The following is a 16,571-nucleotide window of genomic DNA, read 5'->3' as shown; positions in this document are numbered from 1 at the left end:
TATCCAGTGGACTCTGGCGCATTGGGCGTCTCGTCCGCGCTCCCTAGCCTCGTACCCATGCAAACGATCACCTTGGGCGCGGTGGAGATCACCCGTGTCGTCGAATGGCACGCGGCGATGCCCGCAGCAGACGTCTTCCCTGACAGCACACCCCGGATGTGGCAGGAGAACGAGTCCTGGCTGGCCCCGGACTTCTGGGACCCGCAAACCGATGGCCTCGCCTTCAACATGCAGACCTGGCTCCTGCGTAGCGAAGGTCGCACGATCCTCGTCGACACGGGGATCGGCGACGACAAGGAACGTGCGGACCGGCCTGCCTGGTCGCACCTGCGCACCGGCTTCCTCGACCGGCTGGCCGCCGCCGGGGTGCGGCCGGAGGACGTGGACGTCGTGGTCAATACTCATCTGCACAGCGATCATGTCGGCTGGAATACGCGGCTTGCGGGCGATGAGTGGGTCCCCACTTTCCCCAACGCCACCTATCTCCTCCCCAAGGCCGACTTCGACCACTGGAACCGGCCGGGCGGACTCGGCGGCCTCTCCGGTGCCGCGTTCGCGGACAGTGTCCTCCCGGTGCACCGCGCCGGGCAGGCAGTGCTGTGGGAGGGGGAGTACCGCATCGACGCGGGCCTCGTGCTCGAGCCCGCCCCCGGGCACACCCCTGGCTCGTCCATCCTCCGGCTCGATTCCGGTACGGACCGCGCCCTGTTCGTGGGCGACCTCGTGCACAGCCCGCTCCAGTTCGCCGAGCCCGACTGCGACACCTGCCTGAGCGAGGATCAGGTGGCGGCGACCCGCTCGCGGCGCCGGATCCTGGAACAGGCCGCCGATACGCGGTCGCTCGTCCTCCCGGCACACCTGCCGGGGCACGGAGCCGCCGAAGTGCGCCGGGAGGGTGCGAAGTTCTCGGTGACGCGCTGGGCGCCGTTCACGGCGGATCGATGAGCCTTCGCCGTCGGTGACGTGTGCTACGTCACTCGCTTCTCGCCGCCCCTCCGTCACATTCTCGCGTCGCGATCCGTCAGTGCAGTGACAGTGCACGACACGCGACGCAGAGGAGACCAGCCATGCAGGCACGTATCCAGAACCCCGCCGGCCTCATTCCCGAGGCCATGCCCGCCATCCTCGACCTGGTCAAGGCCGCCAAGAAGGGCGGCGTGCCCGAGGAGACGCTCCAGCTGGTGCACCTGCGCGCCAGTCAGATCAACGGGTGCAGCTACTGCGTGGACGCCGGTCTGCGCACCGCCCGGAAGTCGGGCGTGGGCGACGAGAAGCTCTTCGCCGTGGCGGCCTGGCGGGAGACGTCCTACTTCACCGACGCCGAGCGCGCCGCCCTGGCGCTCTCCGAGTCCGCCACCCGGCTCAGCGACCGCGCGGACGCGGTGCCGGACGAGATCTGGAACGAGGCGGCGAAGCACTTCGACGAGCGGCAGCTGGCGGGGCTGACCATGTGGATCGCCCTCACCAACTTCTTCAACCGGATCAACGCCACCACCAAGCAGCCCGCGGGCGTCGCCAGCTGGGAGTAGTCCGGTACGCAGGCTGTCGGGGGAGGGGAGGGCGGCCGGACCGGCCCCACACGACTCCGGCCACCCTCCCCGCACGTTCGGCTACGGCACGCCCAGCCCGTCCTTTGCGAACGTCGAACATCCGCTTCCGTCAAGCAAGTTGGCGAAGACCTTTACCGGACGGGGACCGGGGCCCCTGGCCGATGGGCGTTCTTCCGTACGGAACGGGCCGGTGGGACACTCCCGGCTATGGGTGCGTTCGGGCGCATACGCATACGGGCACGCATACGGGTGCCGTTGCCCGCCCGCCGCGCGGGGTGGGCGGCGGGCGCCGTTGTCCTCGCGGGCGCGGCCGTCGTCGGGCTCACCGGCTGCGAGCCCGCCGCGGGGCTCGACCCGGTGGGCGTCGCGGTCACCACCCAGCGGCAGGCGGCCCCCGCGCTGGACCGCGAGGGCGTCCGCGTCTCCTGGCTGACCTGCCGGGGCAAGGCGGAGAACGGCGGTGGGGACGGTTCCGGGCACACCCAGCCGGTGACGGTCGTCGGCGTCGACTGCGAGGGCCGCACCGACAAGGGCCAGAAGATCATCGTCTTCGGCCGCGTCTCGGGCGTCACCGACAAGGCGTGCGTGCGCGGCCTGCTGACCGCCAAGGTCGACGGCAGGACGGTCTTCACCACGGGCGTGCTGGGCGACTGCACGCACACGGGCGGCGGCAGCGGTGGCAATGGCGGCAGCGGCGGCAACACCCCGCCGCCCCCGCCGAGCGCGCCGTCCACGCGGACCCCGCACCCCACCGAGAGCTGCTCCGGCAAGCCACCGCAGCACGACGGCCACAGCCGGCCCCCGCCGGGCAAGTAGCGGGGCGGGTAGCCCGGTCCGTACGGACGGACCGGTAACATCCGGGGCGTACGTGCCGACGACCCGGGAGGAGCCATCCGGTGGCGGGAGAACCGCAGGCCGACTGCCTGTTCTGCAAGATCGTCAAGAGGGAGGTGCCGGCGACGATCGTCAAGGAGACGGAGACGACCGTGGCCTTCCGCGACATCAATCCCCAGGCCCCGGTGCACTGCCTGGTGGTCCCCAAGGTGCACTACCCGGACGCCGCCTCCCTGGCCGCCGCCGAGCCGTCGATCGCCGCCGACATACTGCGCGAGGCGGGCGAGGTCGCCCTCCAGGAGAACGGGGACAAGGGCTTCCGCATCGTCTTCAACACCGGTGCGGGCGCCGGTCAGACGGTCTTCCACGCCCACGCCCACGTCCTCGGCGGCCGCGGCTTCAACTGGCCCCCCGGCTAGAGAGAACCGGACCGGCAGGCCCCGGCAGACCCGGTGGCCCCCGGTAGACACAGCTAGGTGGAACACCCTTGTCCGTACGCGAACTCGTCGTCCTCGGCACCGCCAGCCAGGTGCCCACGCGCCACCGCAACCACAACGGCTACGTCCTGCTCTGGGACGGCGAGGGGATCCTCTTCGACCCCGGGGAGGGCACCCAGCGGCAGATGCTGCGGGCAGGGGTGGCCGCACACGACCTCAACCGGATCTGCGTCACCCACTTCCACGGTGACCACTCGCTCGGCCTCGCCGGGGTCGTCCAGCGCATCAACCTCGACCGGGTGCCGCACCCGGTCACCGCGCACTATCCGGCGAGCGGGCAGCGGTTCTTCGACCGGCTGCGGTACGCCACCGCGTACAAGGAGACCGTCAAGCTGGCCGAGGAGCCGGTCGCGGGCACGGGTGCGCTGCTCGCCGACACGGGCTCGTACGTCCTGGAGGCGCGCCGGCTCTCCCACCCCGTCGAGTCCTACGGCTATCGCATCGTCGAGCCCGACGGGCGGCGCATGCTGCCCGAGCGGCTGGCCGAGCACGGCATCGCCGGGCCGGACGTGGGCCGACTGGTGCGCGAGGGTGCGTTCGGCGGGGTCACCCTGGACGAGGTGAGCGAGGTGCGGCGCGGGCAGCGCTTCGCATTCGTGATGGACACCCGGCTGTGCGAGGGCGTGCACGCCCTGGCCGAGGAGTGCGACATGCTCGTCATCGAGTCGACGTTCGTCGACGAGGACCAGGATCTGGCCGCCGAGCACGGTCATCTGACGGCGGGCCAGGCCGGGCGGGTGGCGGCGCGGGCGGGTGTGCGGCACCTGGTGCTGACGCACTTCTCGCAGCGCTACGACGACCCGGCCGTCTTCGAGCGCCAGGCCCGGGCGGCGGGCTTCGACGGTGAGCTGACCGTCGCCCGGGACCTGATGCGCGTGCCGCTGCCGAAGCGGCGCTGAGCGCCGCCGGGCACGGTTCTAGGGCCGTAAGGCCTTACGGCAGGAAGTACATCGGGTTCGGCAGCTTGTAGGTGCGCTCGGCGTAGCCGCCCTGGAGGTCGCTGAACTGGTCGCCGAAGTTGGCGACGATGCGGTAGCCCTCGGACTCGATGTGCTTGCGGGTACCCGACTTGTACTCGACGGTGGTGCAGGCCGAGCCGCAGGACAGGTAGGCCGGCGGGTTCTTCTTGTTCTTCAGGAAGAAGTGCTCGGTGTCGGCAGCGGGCTTGTAGCCGGCGTTCTTGAGGTTGCGGACGCTCCAGTCGCGCTGGTGCTCGTCGCGGCCGGTCACGAAGAAGACCGTGATGCCCTTGGACTGCGCCCAGTTGACGAGCTGCGGCATGCCGAAGACCGGGGCCATGTCGGTGGACTTCAGGTAGGCGTCCTGCGAGTCGGGCGTGAAGTGGAAGCCCTGCTGCAGCTCGTAGTTGTAGGTCAGCAGGGTGGTGTCGTCCACGTCCAGGACGATCGCGGGCTTGCCCTTGCCGTCCTTGCCCTTGGCGGTGTTCTTCACGACGGTCTCGAGGTGGGCCTTGGCCTTCTTCTCGATCTCCGCCACCTGCTTGGCGTAGTTGCTGTCGGCCGAGGCGTAGTGCTGGCCCGTCTTCTTGTCGACGGTGTCGCCGTAGTAGGAGGTGATCTTCTCCTCGACCTTGGTGAGGTTCGGGATCTCCTTGTCCGTGCGGGGCGCCTTGTGGTCGGCGGAGGCCGCACCGGCGGTGAAGAGACCGGCGCCCGTCACGGCGGCGGCGAGGGCCGCGCCGGCGATGCGGGCGCGCTTGGAGGCGAGGGGAGAGCGTGACACGTGTGAACTCCTGAGTAACAAGGACGGTGCAGCGCGAAGCTAAAGGGCTTGATCTGGTCTGGTCAAGAGTTCGGCGGGGGGTTCTCTACGCGCGAAGATGATCGCCCCCGGCGTACGGTGAGATCCACAGCAGTGAGGGCAGTGTGGACAGAAGGGCGGGGCCAGCCATGGCGCAGGAAGTACGCGGAGTCGTCGCACCCGGCAAGAACCAGCCGGTCCGGGTGGAGACCATCCTGGTGCCGGACCCGGGCCCCGGCGAGGCCCTGGTGAAGGTCCAGGCGTGCGGGGTGTGCCACACCGATCTGCACTACAAGCAGGGCGGCATCAACGACGACTTCCCCTTCCTCCTCGGCCACGAGGCGGCGGGCGTCGTCGAGGCCGTGGGCGAGGGCGTGACCGAGGTGGCCCCCGGCGACTTCGTCGTCCTCAACTGGCGCGCCGTGTGCGGCCAGTGCCGCGCCTGCCTGCGGGGCCGTCCGCAGTACTGCTTCGCCACGCACAACGCCAAGCAGAAGATGACCCTCGCGGACGGCGGCGCGGAGCTGACGCCCGCCCTCGGCATCGGCGCCTTCGCCGAGAAGACCCTGGTGGCGGCCGGCCAGTGCACCAAGGTCGACCCCGCGGTGTCCCCGGCGGTGGCGGGCCTGCTCGGCTGCGGAGTGATGGCGGGCATCGGCGCCGCGATCAACACCGGCGGGGTGGGGCGGGGCGACTCCGTCGCCGTCATCGGCTGCGGCGGCGTCGGCGACGCGGCGATCGCCGGCTCCCGGCTCGCGGGCGCGGCCCGGATCATCGCCGTCGACATCGACGACCGCAAGCTCGAGAAGGCGCGGGCGATGGGGGCGACCCACACGGTCAACTCCCGGACGGTCGGCGACCCGGTCGAGGCGATCCGGGATCTGACGGGCGGCTTCGGCGCGGACGTCGTCATCGAGGCGGTCGGCCGCCCCGAGACGTACGAGCAGGCGTTCTACGCCCGGGACCTGGCCGGGACGGTGGTCCTGGTCGGCGTCCCGACGCCGGAGATGAAGCTGGAGCTGCCGCTGCTGGACGTCTTCGGGCGGGGCGGGGCGCTGAAGTCGTCGTGGTACGGGGACTGTCTGCCGTCGCGGGACTTCCCGGTGCTGATCGATCTGCATCTGCAGGGGCGGCTGGATCTGGGGGCGTTCGTGACGGAGACGATTGAGCTGGGGGATGTGGAGAAGGCGTTCGAGCGGATGGGGGAGGGGGACGTGCTGCGGTCGGTTGTGCTGCTGTAGCCGTCGGCGGGGGCGGGGTGCGCCTGCGGCGGGCCTTCCCCACCCCGCCCCTTCCCGGCTGCATCGATTTGCGGCTCCGCCGCGTGGGGGGCTGCGCCCCAGACCCCGGGACTGCGCTGCGCGCGGCCGCGCGGCGGAGCCGCGAATCGAGCACAGCCTCAAACGCCGGACGGGCTGGAAAAGCCAGCCCGTCCGGGGGCACCTCCTGGGGGCACCCCCAGCGGTAGCTGGGGGAGGTAGCTGGGGGAGTTTGAGGACCGGGGGTCCGGGGGCAGAGCCCCCGGGTCCTGCCCCCGCGCGCAGCGCGAGGGGCCCGGGGGTCCGGGGCGAAGCCCAGGTTTCGGGAAGGGGCGGGATCGGGGAATCAAACCCCCGCCCGCGCCAGGATGCGGGCCGCCACCGCAGGGGAGTCCACCAGCGGGTGCAGGGCCATGGCCCTGAGCGCCGCGCCGGGGCGGGCGCGGAGCGCCGCGTCGATCGTCGCCCGCTCCACCGCCTTCAGCTGAAGCATCAGCCCCAGCTGATCCTCCCGCAGCGGCGCACACGGCAACGGCCGAGCCCCCTTCGAATCCACCTCGCACACCGTCTCGATGATCGCATCGGGGTCGAGCGCCGAAACGGTCGTGCCGTTGCGGACGTTCAGGATCAGCCTTGCCCCCGCATCCCCCGCAATCGCCCGCATCAGCGCGAGCGCCACCCGGTCGTAGCCGCCCCCCTCCAGGTCGCAGGAGTCCCGCTCCCAGCCGCCGCTGGCCGCCCGGCTCTCCGCCATGTACGTCTCCTCGCGGCGCAGCCGCGCCCGCTCCCACAGCTCGTACGCCCGCTCGGGGCGGCCCACGGCCGCGGCCTGCGCGGCCGCCGCGAAGAAGCCGCTCTGCTGCTCGTCCAGGAATTCGCCCCGCGTCCGCTCCGCCTCCTGCACGGAGCGCAGGGTCTCGCGCCGGAAGTAGTAGTAGTGCAGGTATTCGTTGGGCAGGGCCTCCAGCGCCCGCAGCCACTCCGCGCCGAAGAGCTTGCCCTCCTCGAAGGAGGTCAGGGCCGCCGTGTCGGCGAGCAGCCCGGGCAGCAGCTCCCGCTCGTCCAGGGAGAGCCCGCGCAGCCAGCCCAGGTGGTTGAGCCCCACGTAGTCGTACGCGACCCGGTCCGGGTCCGCGCCAAGCGCCCGCGCGGCGCGGCGGACCAGCCCCACGGGTGAGTCGCAGATGCCGATCACCTTGTCACCCAGTACGGCCGACATGGCCTCCGTGACCATGCCGGCGGGGTTGGTGAAGTTGATGACCCAGGCCTCGGGGGCGAGTTCCGCGATCCGCTCCGCGATGCGCACCGCCACCGGGATCGTGCGCAACCCGTAGAGCACGCCGCCCGCGCCGACGGTCTCCTGTCCCAACACCCCCTCCGCGAGCGGAATGCGCTCGTCCAGCACCCGTCCGGCCGTACCGCCCACCCGGATCGCGGAGAAGACGAAGTCCGTGCCGCGCACGGCCTCGTCCAGGTCGCCGGTGGCGCGCACGGACGGCGCGCCCGGCACCGCGGCCGCTCTCGCCTCCAGCACCGCCGACATCACCTTCAGGCGCGTCGAATCCGTGTCGTAGAGCACGAGTTCGGTGCAGCGTCCCGGCGCGTCGCGCCGGGCGTCGTCCAACAGGGCCCGGTGCACCAACGGCACCCGGAAACCGCCACCGCCGAGAATCGTCAGCCTCATGGTCCGGAACGTACCGCAGCATCGGGCACACTGTCCGGACCCGCACCCGTGCATCCCTGAGAGGAGCAACGAGCGAGCATGACGGTCCCTTCCCACCAGCCGGCCCGTGCCCACGGCGAGCGCTTCGAGGGGGCGGCCCCCGTGCTCGATCCCCTCGCCGAAGTCCGTTCGGAGGACGACCCGGTGACGGACGTCTACCTGACCGGGACCGTCTTCCTCGACATCATCTTCACCGGCCTGGACTCCGCCCCCGTGCGCGGCACCGAGTCCTGGGCCCGGGGCATGGGCTCCAGCCCCGGCGGCATCGCCAACATGGCGACCGCCCTGGCCCGGCTGGGCCTGCGCACCTCGCTCGCGGCCGCGTTCGGCGACGACATGTACGGGGAGTACTGCTGGGAGGCCCTGTCGCGCGGCGAGGGCATCGACCTCGGCCTGTCACGCATGGTGCCCGGCTGGCACTCGCCGGTCACCGTCTCGATGGCGTACGAGGGCGAGCGCACGATGGTCTCCCACGGGCACGAGGCCCCGCCGCCGGAGGAGCCCGCCCCGGAGTGCCCGCCGGCCGCGCGGGCCTGTGTGGCGCTGCTGGTGCCGGGGCGGCAGGAGGAGTGGATCGCCAGGGCGGCCCGCAAGGGGAGCCGGGTCTTCGCCGACGTGGGCTGGGACGAGACCGGCCGCTGGGACCCGGCGGACCTGGCCGACCTGGAGCACTGCGAGGCGTTCCTGCCCAACGCCGAGGAGGCCATGCGCTACACCCGCACGGACTGCCCGCGGGCCGCCGCCCGGGCGCTCGCGGACAAGGTGCCGGTCGCCGTGGTCACGATGGGCGAGCGCGGCGCGTACGCGGTGGACGGGGCCACGGGCGAGAGCGCCGAGGTGCCCGCCATCGCGGTGGAGGCGCTGGACCCCACCGGCGCCGGGGACGTCTTCGTGGCGGGCTTCGTCACCGGCACCCTCGCGGGGTGGCCGCTCGCGGACCGGCTGGCCTTCGCGGGGCTGACCGCCGCCCTGTCCGTGCAGGAGTTCGGCGGCTCGCTGTCCGCCCCCGGCTGGGTGGAGATCGCGGCCTGGTGGCAGCACGTGAAGTCGTTCAACGACCAGTCGCCGTCCGCGCTGCGCCGCTACGCCTTCCTGGACGGCGTGCTGCCGGCCGCGGCCCGGCCCTGGCCGCTGCGCCGGGCGGTGCCCACGCTGGGCTTCCGGCAGCCGTAGCGGGAAGGTGCGGGAGGGTGACGGGCCGTGGCGGGCGGGACGGACGGGCGGGGTGGCCCGGGGGCACCCGGAAAAAGCCCTCGGGCCTGCCGGTGCACCGTCGTACCCTTGGATTGTCAAGGTTCTTCGGACACGGAAAGAGGGATGAGCAGGCCCGAGCGCCGGCCCATGACTCAGACACCCACACGCCCGCAGGCGACAGCCCGCTTCACGGTCCCGGCCAAGCACCCCATGGTGACGGTCCTGGGTTCCGGGGACGCGCTCCTGCGCGTTATCGAGAAGGCCTTCCCGTCGACGGACATCTTCGTACGGGGCAATGAGATCAGCGCTACGGGGGAAGAGCGGGAAGTCGCCCTCGTCCAGCGGCTGTTCGACGAGATGATGCTGGTGCTCCGCACCGGACAGCCGATGACGGAGGACGCGGTGGAACGCTCGATCGCCATGCTCAGGGACGAGGAGAGCGGGGTCGAGGCCCCCTCCGAGGTCCTCACCCAGAACATCCTCTCCAGCCGCGGCCGCACCATCCGCCCCAAGACCCTCAATCAGAAGCGGTACGTCGACGCGATCGACAAGCACACGGTCGTCTTCGGTATCGGCCCCGCCGGTACGGGCAAGACCTACCTCGCCATGGCCAAGGCGGTCCAGGCCCTGCAGTCCAAGCAGGTCAACCGGATCATCCTGACCAGGCCCGCCGTCGAGGCGGGCGAGCGGCTCGGCTTCCTGCCCGGCACGCTCTACGAGAAGATCGACCCCTATCTGCGCCCGCTCTACGACGCCCTGCACGACATGCTCGACCCCGACTCCATCCCGCGCCTGATGGCCGCCGGGACGATCGAGGTCGCGCCCCTGGCGTACATGCGCGGCCGGACGCTCAACGACGCGTTCATCATCCTCGACGAGGCGCAGAACACGAACCCCGAGCAGATGAAGATGTTCCTCACCCGGCTCGGCTTCGACTCCAAGATCGTGATCACGGGTGACATCACCCAGATCGACCTGCCCGGCGGCACCAAGAGCGGCCTGCGCCAGGTGCGGGAGATCCTCGACGGCGTCCCCGACGTCCACTTCTCCATGCTCACCAGTCAGGACGTGGTCCGGCACAAGCTCGTCGGCCGTATTGTCGACGCCTACGAGCTGTACGACAGCCGCAACGGAAAGCAAAACGGAAAGTAACCCGCAAAACCCATGTCAATCGACGTCAACAACGAATCCGGCACCGAGGTCGACGAGCAGGCGATCCTCGACATCGCGCGCTACGCCCTGGCCCGGATGCGCATCCATCCCCTCTCCGAACTCTCGGTCATCGTTGTCGACGCCGAAGCCATGGAGCAGCTCCACATCCAGTGGATGGACCTCCCCGGCCCCACCGACGTGATGTCCTTCCCCATGGACGAGCTGCGCCCGCCGGCCAAGGACGACGACGAGCCGCCGCAGGGCCTCCTCGGCGACATCGTCCTCTGCCCCGAGGTCGCGAAGAAGCAGGGCGAGGAGGCGCCCACCGGTCACTCCATGGACGAGGAGCTGCAGCTCCTGACCGTCCACGGCGTGCTGCACCTCCTCGGCTACGACCACGAGGAGCCCGGCGAGAAGGCCGAGATGTTCGGCCTCCAGGCGGCGATCGTCGACGGCTGGCGCGCGGAGCGCGGCATCGAGGGCCCCTCCCCGGCCCCCACGTTCACGTGACCGGCCGGCTGATCGCCGCGGCGGTCCTGCTGCTCGTCGTCGCCTGGCTCGCGGCCTGCGCGGAGGCCGGCCTGGCCCGGACCACCCGGTTCCGGGCCGAGGAGGCCGCGCGGCTGGGGCGGCGCGGCAGCGCCCGGCTGATGGCGGTCGCCGCCGACCCCACCCGCTATCTCAATGTGGCGCTGCTGGTGCGCGTCGCCTGCGAGATGGCGGCGGGGGTCTTCGTCACCTACGTCTGCCTGGAGTCCTTCGACGCCACCTGGCAGGCGCTGACCGTCGCCGTCGCGGTGATGGTCCTCGTCTCGTACGTGGCCGTCGGGGTCTCCCCGCGCACCATCGGCCGCCAGCACCCGCTGGGCACGGCGACCGCGGCGGCCTATGTGCTGCTGCCGCTCGCCCGGATCATGGGCCCGGTGCCCCGGCTGCTGATCCTCATCGGCAACGCCCTCACCCCCGGCAAGGGCTTCCGCATGGGCCCGTTCGCCTCCGAGGCGGAGCTGCGGGCCATGGTCGACCTGGCCGAGAAGGAGTCCCTGATCGAGGACGAGGAGCGCCGCATGGTGCACTCGGTCTTCCAGCTGGGCGACACGCTCGTCCGCGAGGTCATGGTGCCGCGCACCGACCTGGTCGTCATCGAGCGCGGCAAGACCATCCGCCAGGCCCTGACCCTGGCCCTGCGCTCGGGCTTCTCCCGCATCCCGGTGACCGGCGAGAACGAGGACGACATCGTCGGCATGGTCTACCTCAAGGACCTCGCCCGCAAGACCCACATCAGCCGTGACGCGGAGACCGAGCTGGTCTCCACGGCCATGCGCCCCGCGGTCTTCGTCCCGGACACCAAGAACGCGGGCGACCTGCTGCGCGAGATGCAGCAGCAGCGCAATCACTGCGCGGTCGTCATCGACGAGTACGGCGGCACGGCTGGCATCGTCACCATCGAGGACATCCTCGAGGAGATCGTCGGCGAGATCACCGACGAGTACGACCGGGAGCTGCCGCCCGTCGAGCCGCTGGGCGAGGACCGCTACCGGGTCACGGCCCGCCTCGACATCGGCGACCTGGGCGAGCTGTACGGCCTGGCGGAGTTCGACGACGAGGACGTCGAGACGGTGGGCGGCCTGCTGGCCAAGTCCCTGGGCCGGGTGCCCATCGCGGGCGCGACGGCGGAGGTCCCGCTCTCCGAGCCGCGCAAGGACCCGACCCTGACGGGCCTGCGGCTGACGGCCGAGGCGGCGGCGGGGCGGCGGAACCGGATTGTGACGGTGCTGGTGGAGCCGGTGCGGGACGTGAACGCGGCGTAGCCGTAGCCGTGGCCTGGCCCTGGCCCAGCCCTGGCCTAGCCCGCTCGTGGGAATTGCCCCCGGCGCGGCTTTGCGGCCCGGCCGCGGCGGGGAGGGCTCCCGAGTGGTTCTCCTCAGAAAGATCGCCCGCCCCCTGCTGGCCTCGGCCTTCGTGACGAGCGGGCTGCAGGCCCTCCAGCACCCCGAGGTACTCGCGCCGATGGCCGAGCGCGTGGGGCTCGCCATCGCGGACACGGTCCCGGGGCTGCCCCGGGACGCGGTCGCGCTGGTGCGCGTGAACGCGGCGGTCCACGTCGGCGCGGGCGCGCTGCTGGCGGCGGGAATCCTGCCGCGGCTGTCGGCGCTGGCGCTGGCGGGGAGCCTGGTGCCGACGACGCTGGCGGGGCATGCGTTCTGGGAGGAGGACGAGCCGGGCAAGCGGATGCAGCAGAAGATCGGTTTCTTCAAGAATCTGTCGATCTTCGGCGGCCTGCTGATCGCGGCGGCGGACGGGGGTCGTTGACTTTCCCCACCCCGCCCCTTCCCGAAAGTCCTCAAACGCCGGACGGGCTGAATTTCAGCCCGTCCGGGGGCACCTCCTGGGGGCACCCCCAGCGGTAGCTGGGGGAGGTAGCTGGGGGAGTTTGAGGACCGGGGGTCCGGGGGCAGAGCCCCCGCCCTGCGGCGGAGCCGCATATCGGATACAGCGGGAAGGGGCGGGGTGGGGAAAGTCAACGACCCCGGCGTGCACCGGCACCGCGCAGGCCCAGGCCCGCCAGGATCGCCACCACCGCCACCAGCACCGTGTCCGCCCCCAGCGCCAGCTTGATGCCGCCGAGCGTCGCCGACGCGAAGCCCTCGCCGTCCTCCGTCAGCGCAGCCACCCGCGCCGACGACACCGCACTCAGCAGCGGAATCCCCACCGTCAGCCCCATCTGCTGCGAGCTGGTCACCAGGCCCGTCGCCAGGCCCTGCTCGGTGTCCGCCAGCCCGGACGTCGCCGTCACCCCGTACGCCACGATCGCCCACAGGTGCCCCACACAGCCCAGGGACACCGCGACCAGCGCCAGCCACGCTCCGGAGGAGACGCCGATGCCCAGCAGCCCCGCCGTGAAGACGGCCTGCACCAGCAACCCGCCCACCAGCGTGCGCACCGCCCCGAAGCGGGCGATGACCTTGGGTGCCGTCACCCCGGCGAGGACCGCCAGCGCGCCCATCACGCCGAAGAACAGGCCCGTCAGCGCGGCGGACAGCGCCAGCACCTCCTGGAGGTACAGCGTGAGCAGGAAGACGACCGCGGTCATCGTCGCGAACGTGGTGAGGCCGGCCAGGTTTCCCCAGGCCACCGTCCGCCGCCGCAGCATCGACAGGGACACCAGCGGCTCCGCGGCCCGTGACTCGACGACCACGAAGGCCACGAGCAGGGCCACCCCGGCGACCAGCGTGACGATGACGTCCGTGCCGCCGAAGCCGCGCTGGGCCGCGGTCGACAGCGCGTAGATCAGTGCCAGCAGACCGCCCGTCACCGTCACCGCACCCGGCACGTCGAGCTTCGGCCGCCGGTCGTCCCGGGACTCGGTCAGCAGCCGGGGCGCCGCCAGCAGCACGCCCGCGCCGGCCACCGCGAGCAGCCCCACCGTGGAGCGCCAGCCCAGCGAGTCCGTCATCACCCCGCCCAGCACCATGCCGATGGTGAAGCCCAGCGACATCAGCGTGCCGCTGATGCCCAGCGCCCGCTCGCGCTGCGGGCCCTCGGCGAAGGTCGTGGTCAGCAGGGACATGCCCGTCGGCACGATGGCCGCCGCACCCAGGCCCTGGAGCGCCCGCCCGGCCAGGAAGGAGGCCGGGTCCCAGGCGAGCGTGGCGAGCACGGAGGCCACGGTGAACAGCGCCAGCCCGGCGAGGAAGAGCTTGCGGCGCCCGTACAGGTCGGCCGTCCGGCCGAAGAACAGCAGGAAGCCGCCCGACGGCAGGGCGAACGCCGTGACCGCCCACTGGAGGTCGGCCTGGCTCATGCCGAGGTCGTCGCCGAGGACCGGCAGTGCCACGTTCAGGATGGAGAAGTCGAGCGCGACGATGAACTGCGCGGCGCACAGCACCATCAGGATGAGCTTCGCACGGGTGGACATGACGGGGGTCGGGGTTCCGGGTTCCGCCCGGACGGGGGTGTCGATCGCCATGCAAGCACTCTCCGGCTCCCGGAATGCCCGTGGGGAGAGAGTGCTTATGGTGGTGGTCGCACCACCAGGAGGCAGGGGGAGAGAGTTGAGAGAGCCGAGCGTCAAGCCGCGCCGCCGCCACGAGCTGCGCGACTTCCTGATGAGCCGTCGGGCCCGGGTGAGCCCGGCCGAGGCCGGGCTGCCGGACGGCGGGGCCCGCCGCCGCACCCCGGGCCTGCGCCGCGAGGAGGTCGCGGTGCTCGCCGGGGTGGGCGCCTCCTGGTACCAGTGGCTGGAACAGGGGCGGGACATCACCGTCTCCCCGCAGGTGCTCGACGCCGTGGCCCGCGTGCTCCGGCTGGACGGGCCCGAGCGCCGCCACCTGTACGTGCTGGCCGGGCTGAACCCGCCGCAGCCCGAGTCCGCGGACGACCCGGAGTACCTGTGCGACGGGCTGCACCGGCTGATCGACGGCTGGATGCCCTACCCCGCGCACATCATGGACCCGTACTGGAACATGGTCGCCTACAACGACGCGGCCGGCGCGGTCTTCGGCTTCCGCCAGGAGACCCGGCAGAACTGCCTGATCGACTTCTTCACCGACCCCGTCTACCGCTCGCGCGCCGCGAACTGGGAGCAGAACGCCCCGCACGTCGTCGCCTCGTACCGCGCGGCCTGCTCGGAGCGCCCCGACGACGAGGGCTTCCAGGAGGTCGTGGCGGAGGTGTCCGCGGAGAGCCCGGAGTTCGCCGAGCTGTGGGCGCGCGGCGATGTGCGGCCCGCGGGCCTGGTGCGCAAGGCCATGCACCACCCGCTCGTCGGCGAGCTGCTCTTCGAGAGCACCCAGCTGCGCGTGCCGGCCCGCCCCGACCTGACGATCGTGATGCACAACCCCGTGGCAGAGACCGAGACCGCCGCGAAGGTGGAGCGGCTCCTCTCGCAGGGCCGCCGGGGAGCCCTGTACCCGGTGGCCGGATAAGAGCCCGCCATGTGCCGCCCCTATGCTCCGGGTATGACGGAGACGCTGGATCCCGAAGACCGCAAGCTGATCACCCTGGCCCGGGCCACGCGTGCCCGCAACGCCGTCGCCGAGGGCGCCGCCGTCCGCGACGAGACGGGACGCACCTACGTCGCCGGGACCGTCGCCCTCGACTCGCTGCGGCTGAGCGCCCTGCGGACGGCCGTGGCCATGGCGGTGGCCAGCGGCGCGAAGTCCCTGGAGGCGGCCGCCGTGGTGTCCGGGGCGCAGGCCGTGCCCGACGAGGACCGCGCGGCCGTGCGGGACCTCGGCGGCCCGGACACCCCGGTGCTGCTCGCGGGCCCGGACGGCACCCCGGGCGCGATCGTCACCGCGGGCTGAGCCCGGGGCACGGGCGCTGGTCGGCGCTGTTCGGGGGATCGGGGAGAATGTGAGACATGGATAGAGCTTCCTCCCCTTCCCAGGCCCCCCACCGCGCGGGCTTCGCGTGCTTCGTCGGCCGCCCCAACGCGGGCAAGTCGACCCTGACCAACGCACTGGTGGGGACGAAGGTCGCGATCACCTCCAACCGCCCGCAGACCACCCGGCACACCGTGCGCGGCATCGTGCACCGCCCGGACGCCCAGCTCGTCCTCGTGGACACCCCCGGTCTGCACAAGCCGCGCACCCTGCTCGGCGAGCGGCTCAACGACGTCGTGCGGACCACCTGGGCCGAGGTCGACGTGATCGGCTTCTGCCTGCCCGCCGACCAGAAGATCGGCCCCGGCGACCGCTTCATCGCGGGCGAGCTGGCGGGGATCAAGAAGACCCCGAAGGTGGCGATCGTCACCAAGACCGACCTGGTGGACTCCAAGACGCTCGCCGAGCAGCTGATCGCCATCCAGAAGATGGGGCAGGACCTCGGCATCGAGTGGCGGGAGATCATCCCGGTCTCGGCCGTCGGCGACAAGCAGGTGTCGCTCCTCGCCGACCTGCTGGTGCCGCTGCTGCCGGAGAGCCCGCCGCTCTACCCCGAGGGCGACCTCACCGACGAGCCCGAGCAGGTCATGGTCGCCGAGCTGATCCGCGAGGCGGCCCTGGAGGGCGTGCGGGACGAGCTGCCGCACTCCATCGCGGTCGTCGTGGAGGAGATGCTGCCGCGCGAGGACCGGCCCAAGGACAAGCCGATGCTGGACATCCACGCCAACGTCTACATCGAGCGCCCCAGCCAGAAGGGCATCATCATCGGCCCCAAGGGCGCGCGCCTGAAGGAGGTCGGCATGAAGTCCCGCAAGCACATCGAGGCGCTGCTGGGCACGCCGGTCTACCTCGACCTGCACGTGAAGGTCGCCAAGGACTGGCAGCGGGATCCCAAGCAGCTGCGGAAGCTGGGCTTCTAGCCTCTCACTCAGGCTCCCTCCTTCAGCACCGTCCTGATCAGCTCGCGCTGCTCCTGGGTGAGATGCGGGTCGGCCAGGTGGACCGAGCGGCCGTCCACGTTGATCTCGTAGCGGAAGCCGTCCGGCACACCCCTGGCCGCTGTCATGTCGCGGCCAGGGGCGAGGGCGCGGTGGGCGAGGGCTTCCAGGTGCGTCGCGTCGGGCCGGCCTTCGGTGTCCAGCTCGGCCCGGCGCTCGATGCCCGCGAAACCGCCGGTTCGGGTGATGACGATACGCATGCCGTCATCCCTACCC

General features: G+C 71.8%; 18 protein-coding genes. 14 read left to right on the top strand and 4 right to left on the bottom strand.

The window, feature by feature from the left end:
• Positions 1–57 precede the first annotated feature (57 nt).
• From AC1Z4A_RS09335 to AC1Z4A_RS09315, 5 genes are all read left to right on the top strand, one after another.
• Positions 58–945, top strand: coding sequence for an MBL fold metallo-hydrolase (locus AC1Z4A_RS09335; RefSeq protein ID WP_483677414.1), 888 nt, complete (start codon positions 58–60; stop codon positions 943–945).
• Between the two features lie 122 nt (positions 946–1,067).
• Positions 1,068–1,529 carry a carboxymuconolactone decarboxylase family protein gene (locus AC1Z4A_RS09330; RefSeq protein WP_483677413.1) on the top strand — a complete coding sequence of 154 codons (462 nt, stop codon included), beginning with the start codon at positions 1,068–1,070 and terminating at the stop codon, positions 1,527–1,529.
• A 228-nt stretch (positions 1,530–1,757) separates the two neighbouring features.
• A complete protein-coding gene (locus AC1Z4A_RS09325) occupies positions 1,758–2,366 on the top strand; it encodes a hypothetical protein (RefSeq protein WP_483677412.1) in 609 nt (202 codons plus the stop codon).
• An 80-nt stretch (positions 2,367–2,446) separates the two neighbouring features.
• Positions 2,447–2,803 (top strand): histidine triad nucleotide-binding protein, encoded by a 357-nt coding sequence (locus AC1Z4A_RS09320; RefSeq protein ID WP_483677411.1) that lies wholly within the window; start codon positions 2,447–2,449, stop codon positions 2,801–2,803.
• Between the two features lie 68 nt (positions 2,804–2,871).
• Positions 2,872–3,780 (top strand): ribonuclease Z, encoded by a 909-nt coding sequence (locus AC1Z4A_RS09315; protein WP_483677410.1) that lies wholly within the window; start codon positions 2,872–2,874, stop codon positions 3,778–3,780.
• Positions 3,781–3,814: 34 nt separating this feature from the next.
• Here the strand turns inward: AC1Z4A_RS09315 and AC1Z4A_RS09310 are convergent, their stop codons facing one another.
• Entirely contained in the window at positions 3,815–4,624 is an 810-nt protein-coding gene (locus tag AC1Z4A_RS09310) for an HAD family acid phosphatase (protein ID WP_483677409.1), read from the bottom strand.
• A 167-nt stretch (positions 4,625–4,791) separates the two neighbouring features.
• On the opposite strand from AC1Z4A_RS09310, the gene AC1Z4A_RS09305 reads away from it, so the two are divergent.
• Positions 4,792–5,883: an S-(hydroxymethyl)mycothiol dehydrogenase gene (locus AC1Z4A_RS09305; RefSeq protein WP_483677408.1), complete on the top strand. Its 1,092-nt coding sequence runs from the start codon at positions 4,792–4,794 to the stop codon at positions 5,881–5,883.
• A 364-nt stretch (positions 5,884–6,247) separates the two neighbouring features.
• Here the strand turns inward: AC1Z4A_RS09305 and AC1Z4A_RS09300 are convergent, their stop codons facing one another.
• Positions 6,248–7,585, bottom strand: coding sequence for a 6-phospho-beta-glucosidase (locus AC1Z4A_RS09300; RefSeq protein WP_483677407.1), 1,338 nt, complete (start codon positions 7,583–7,585; stop codon positions 6,248–6,250).
• Positions 7,586–7,663: 78 nt separating this feature from the next.
• On the opposite strand from AC1Z4A_RS09300, the gene AC1Z4A_RS09295 reads away from it, so the two are divergent.
• The 5 genes from AC1Z4A_RS09295 (at position 7,664) to AC1Z4A_RS09275 (ending at position 12,283) form a co-directional block, all read left to right on the top strand.
• Entirely contained in the window at positions 7,664–8,797 is a 1,134-nt protein-coding gene (locus AC1Z4A_RS09295) for a carbohydrate kinase family protein (RefSeq protein ID WP_483677406.1), read from the top strand.
• Positions 8,798–8,965: 168 nt separating this feature from the next.
• Positions 8,966–9,970 carry a PhoH family protein gene (locus AC1Z4A_RS09290; RefSeq protein WP_483677405.1) on the top strand — a complete coding sequence of 335 codons (1,005 nt, stop codon included), beginning with the start codon at positions 8,966–8,968 and terminating at the stop codon, positions 9,968–9,970.
• Between the two features lie 12 nt (positions 9,971–9,982).
• On the top strand, positions 9,983–10,480 hold the full coding sequence (gene ybeY, locus AC1Z4A_RS09285; RefSeq protein WP_483677404.1) for an rRNA maturation RNase YbeY: 498 nt from the start codon (positions 9,983–9,985) through the stop codon (positions 10,478–10,480).
• Positions 10,477–11,781, top strand: a complete 1,305-nt coding sequence (locus AC1Z4A_RS09280; protein ID WP_483677403.1) for a hemolysin family protein — start codon at positions 10,477–10,479, stop codon at positions 11,779–11,781. The genes ybeY and AC1Z4A_RS09280 overlap by 4 nt, the downstream gene beginning before the upstream one ends.
• A 103-nt stretch (positions 11,782–11,884) precedes the next feature.
• Entirely contained in the window at positions 11,885–12,283 is a 399-nt protein-coding gene (locus AC1Z4A_RS09275; RefSeq protein WP_483677402.1) for a DoxX family protein, read from the top strand.
• Positions 12,284–12,491: 208 nt separating this feature from the next.
• Here AC1Z4A_RS09275 and AC1Z4A_RS09270 read toward each other — a convergent pair whose 3' ends face one another.
• Complete coding sequence (locus tag AC1Z4A_RS09270) at positions 12,492–13,940, bottom strand: MFS transporter (RefSeq protein WP_483677401.1); 1,449 nt, start codon at positions 13,938–13,940, stop codon at positions 12,492–12,494.
• Between the two features lie 46 nt (positions 13,941–13,986).
• On the opposite strand from AC1Z4A_RS09270, the gene AC1Z4A_RS09265 reads away from it, so the two are divergent.
• The 3 genes from AC1Z4A_RS09265 to era are packed head-to-tail and all read left to right on the top strand — an operon-like array spanning position 13,987 to position 16,277.
• Entirely contained in the window at positions 13,987–14,898 is a 912-nt protein-coding gene (locus AC1Z4A_RS09265; protein ID WP_483677400.1) for a helix-turn-helix transcriptional regulator, read from the top strand.
• A gap of 33 nt (positions 14,899–14,931) precedes the next feature.
• Positions 14,932–15,279 (top strand): cytidine deaminase, encoded by a 348-nt coding sequence (locus tag AC1Z4A_RS09260; protein WP_483677399.1) that lies wholly within the window; start codon positions 14,932–14,934, stop codon positions 15,277–15,279.
• Positions 15,280–15,335: 56 nt separating this feature from the next.
• A complete protein-coding gene (gene era, locus AC1Z4A_RS09255) occupies positions 15,336–16,277 on the top strand; it encodes a GTPase Era (RefSeq protein ID WP_483677398.1) in 942 nt (313 codons plus the stop codon).
• A gap of 8 nt (positions 16,278–16,285) precedes the next feature.
• Here era and AC1Z4A_RS09250 read toward each other — a convergent pair whose 3' ends face one another.
• Entirely contained in the window at positions 16,286–16,555 is a 270-nt protein-coding gene (locus AC1Z4A_RS09250; protein ID WP_483677397.1) for a protealysin inhibitor emfourin, read from the bottom strand.
• Between the last annotated feature and the right edge of the window lie 16 nt (positions 16,556–16,571).

Source organism: Streptomyces sp. 17_S59 (assembly GCF_056930295.1).
The sequence above is the reverse complement of the archived record's forward strand: the minus strand, read 5'-3'. Positions and strand labels throughout refer to the sequence as shown.

What these genes read in the sequence shown, in the direction of transcription:
- era (WP_483677398.1), top strand. Translation starts at nt 15,336, where the DNA reads ATGGATAGAGCTTCCTCCCCTTCCCAGGCCCCCCACCGCGCGGGCTTC.
- AC1Z4A_RS09335 (WP_483677414.1), top strand. Translation starts at nt 58, where the DNA reads ATGCAAACGATCACCTTGGGCGCGGTGGAGATCACCCGTGTCGTCGAA.
- AC1Z4A_RS09330 (WP_483677413.1), top strand. Translation starts at nt 1,068, where the DNA reads ATGCAGGCACGTATCCAGAACCCCGCCGGCCTCATTCCCGAGGCCATG.
- AC1Z4A_RS09290 (WP_483677405.1), top strand. Translation starts at nt 8,966, where the DNA reads ATGACTCAGACACCCACACGCCCGCAGGCGACAGCCCGCTTCACGGTC.
- AC1Z4A_RS09305 (WP_483677408.1), top strand. Translation starts at nt 4,792, where the DNA reads ATGGCGCAGGAAGTACGCGGAGTCGTCGCACCCGGCAAGAACCAGCCG.
- AC1Z4A_RS09265 (WP_483677400.1), top strand. Translation starts at nt 13,987, where the DNA reads ATGGTGGTGGTCGCACCACCAGGAGGCAGGGGGAGAGAGTTGAGAGAG.
- ybeY (WP_483677404.1), top strand. Translation starts at nt 9,983, where the DNA reads ATGTCAATCGACGTCAACAACGAATCCGGCACCGAGGTCGACGAGCAG.
- AC1Z4A_RS09325 (WP_483677412.1), top strand. Translation starts at nt 1,758, where the DNA reads ATGGGTGCGTTCGGGCGCATACGCATACGGGCACGCATACGGGTGCCG.
- AC1Z4A_RS09270 (WP_483677401.1), bottom strand. Translation starts at nt 13,940, where the DNA reads ATGGCGATCGACACCCCCGTCCGGGCGGAACCCGGAACCCCGACCCCC.
- AC1Z4A_RS09260 (WP_483677399.1), top strand. Translation starts at nt 14,932, where the DNA reads ATGACGGAGACGCTGGATCCCGAAGACCGCAAGCTGATCACCCTGGCC.
- AC1Z4A_RS09300 (WP_483677407.1), bottom strand. Translation starts at nt 7,585, where the DNA reads ATGAGGCTGACGATTCTCGGCGGTGGCGGTTTCCGGGTGCCGTTGGTG.
- AC1Z4A_RS09250 (WP_483677397.1), bottom strand. Translation starts at nt 16,555, where the DNA reads ATGCGTATCGTCATCACCCGAACCGGCGGTTTCGCGGGCATCGAGCGC.
- AC1Z4A_RS09295 (WP_483677406.1), top strand. Translation starts at nt 7,664, where the DNA reads ATGACGGTCCCTTCCCACCAGCCGGCCCGTGCCCACGGCGAGCGCTTC.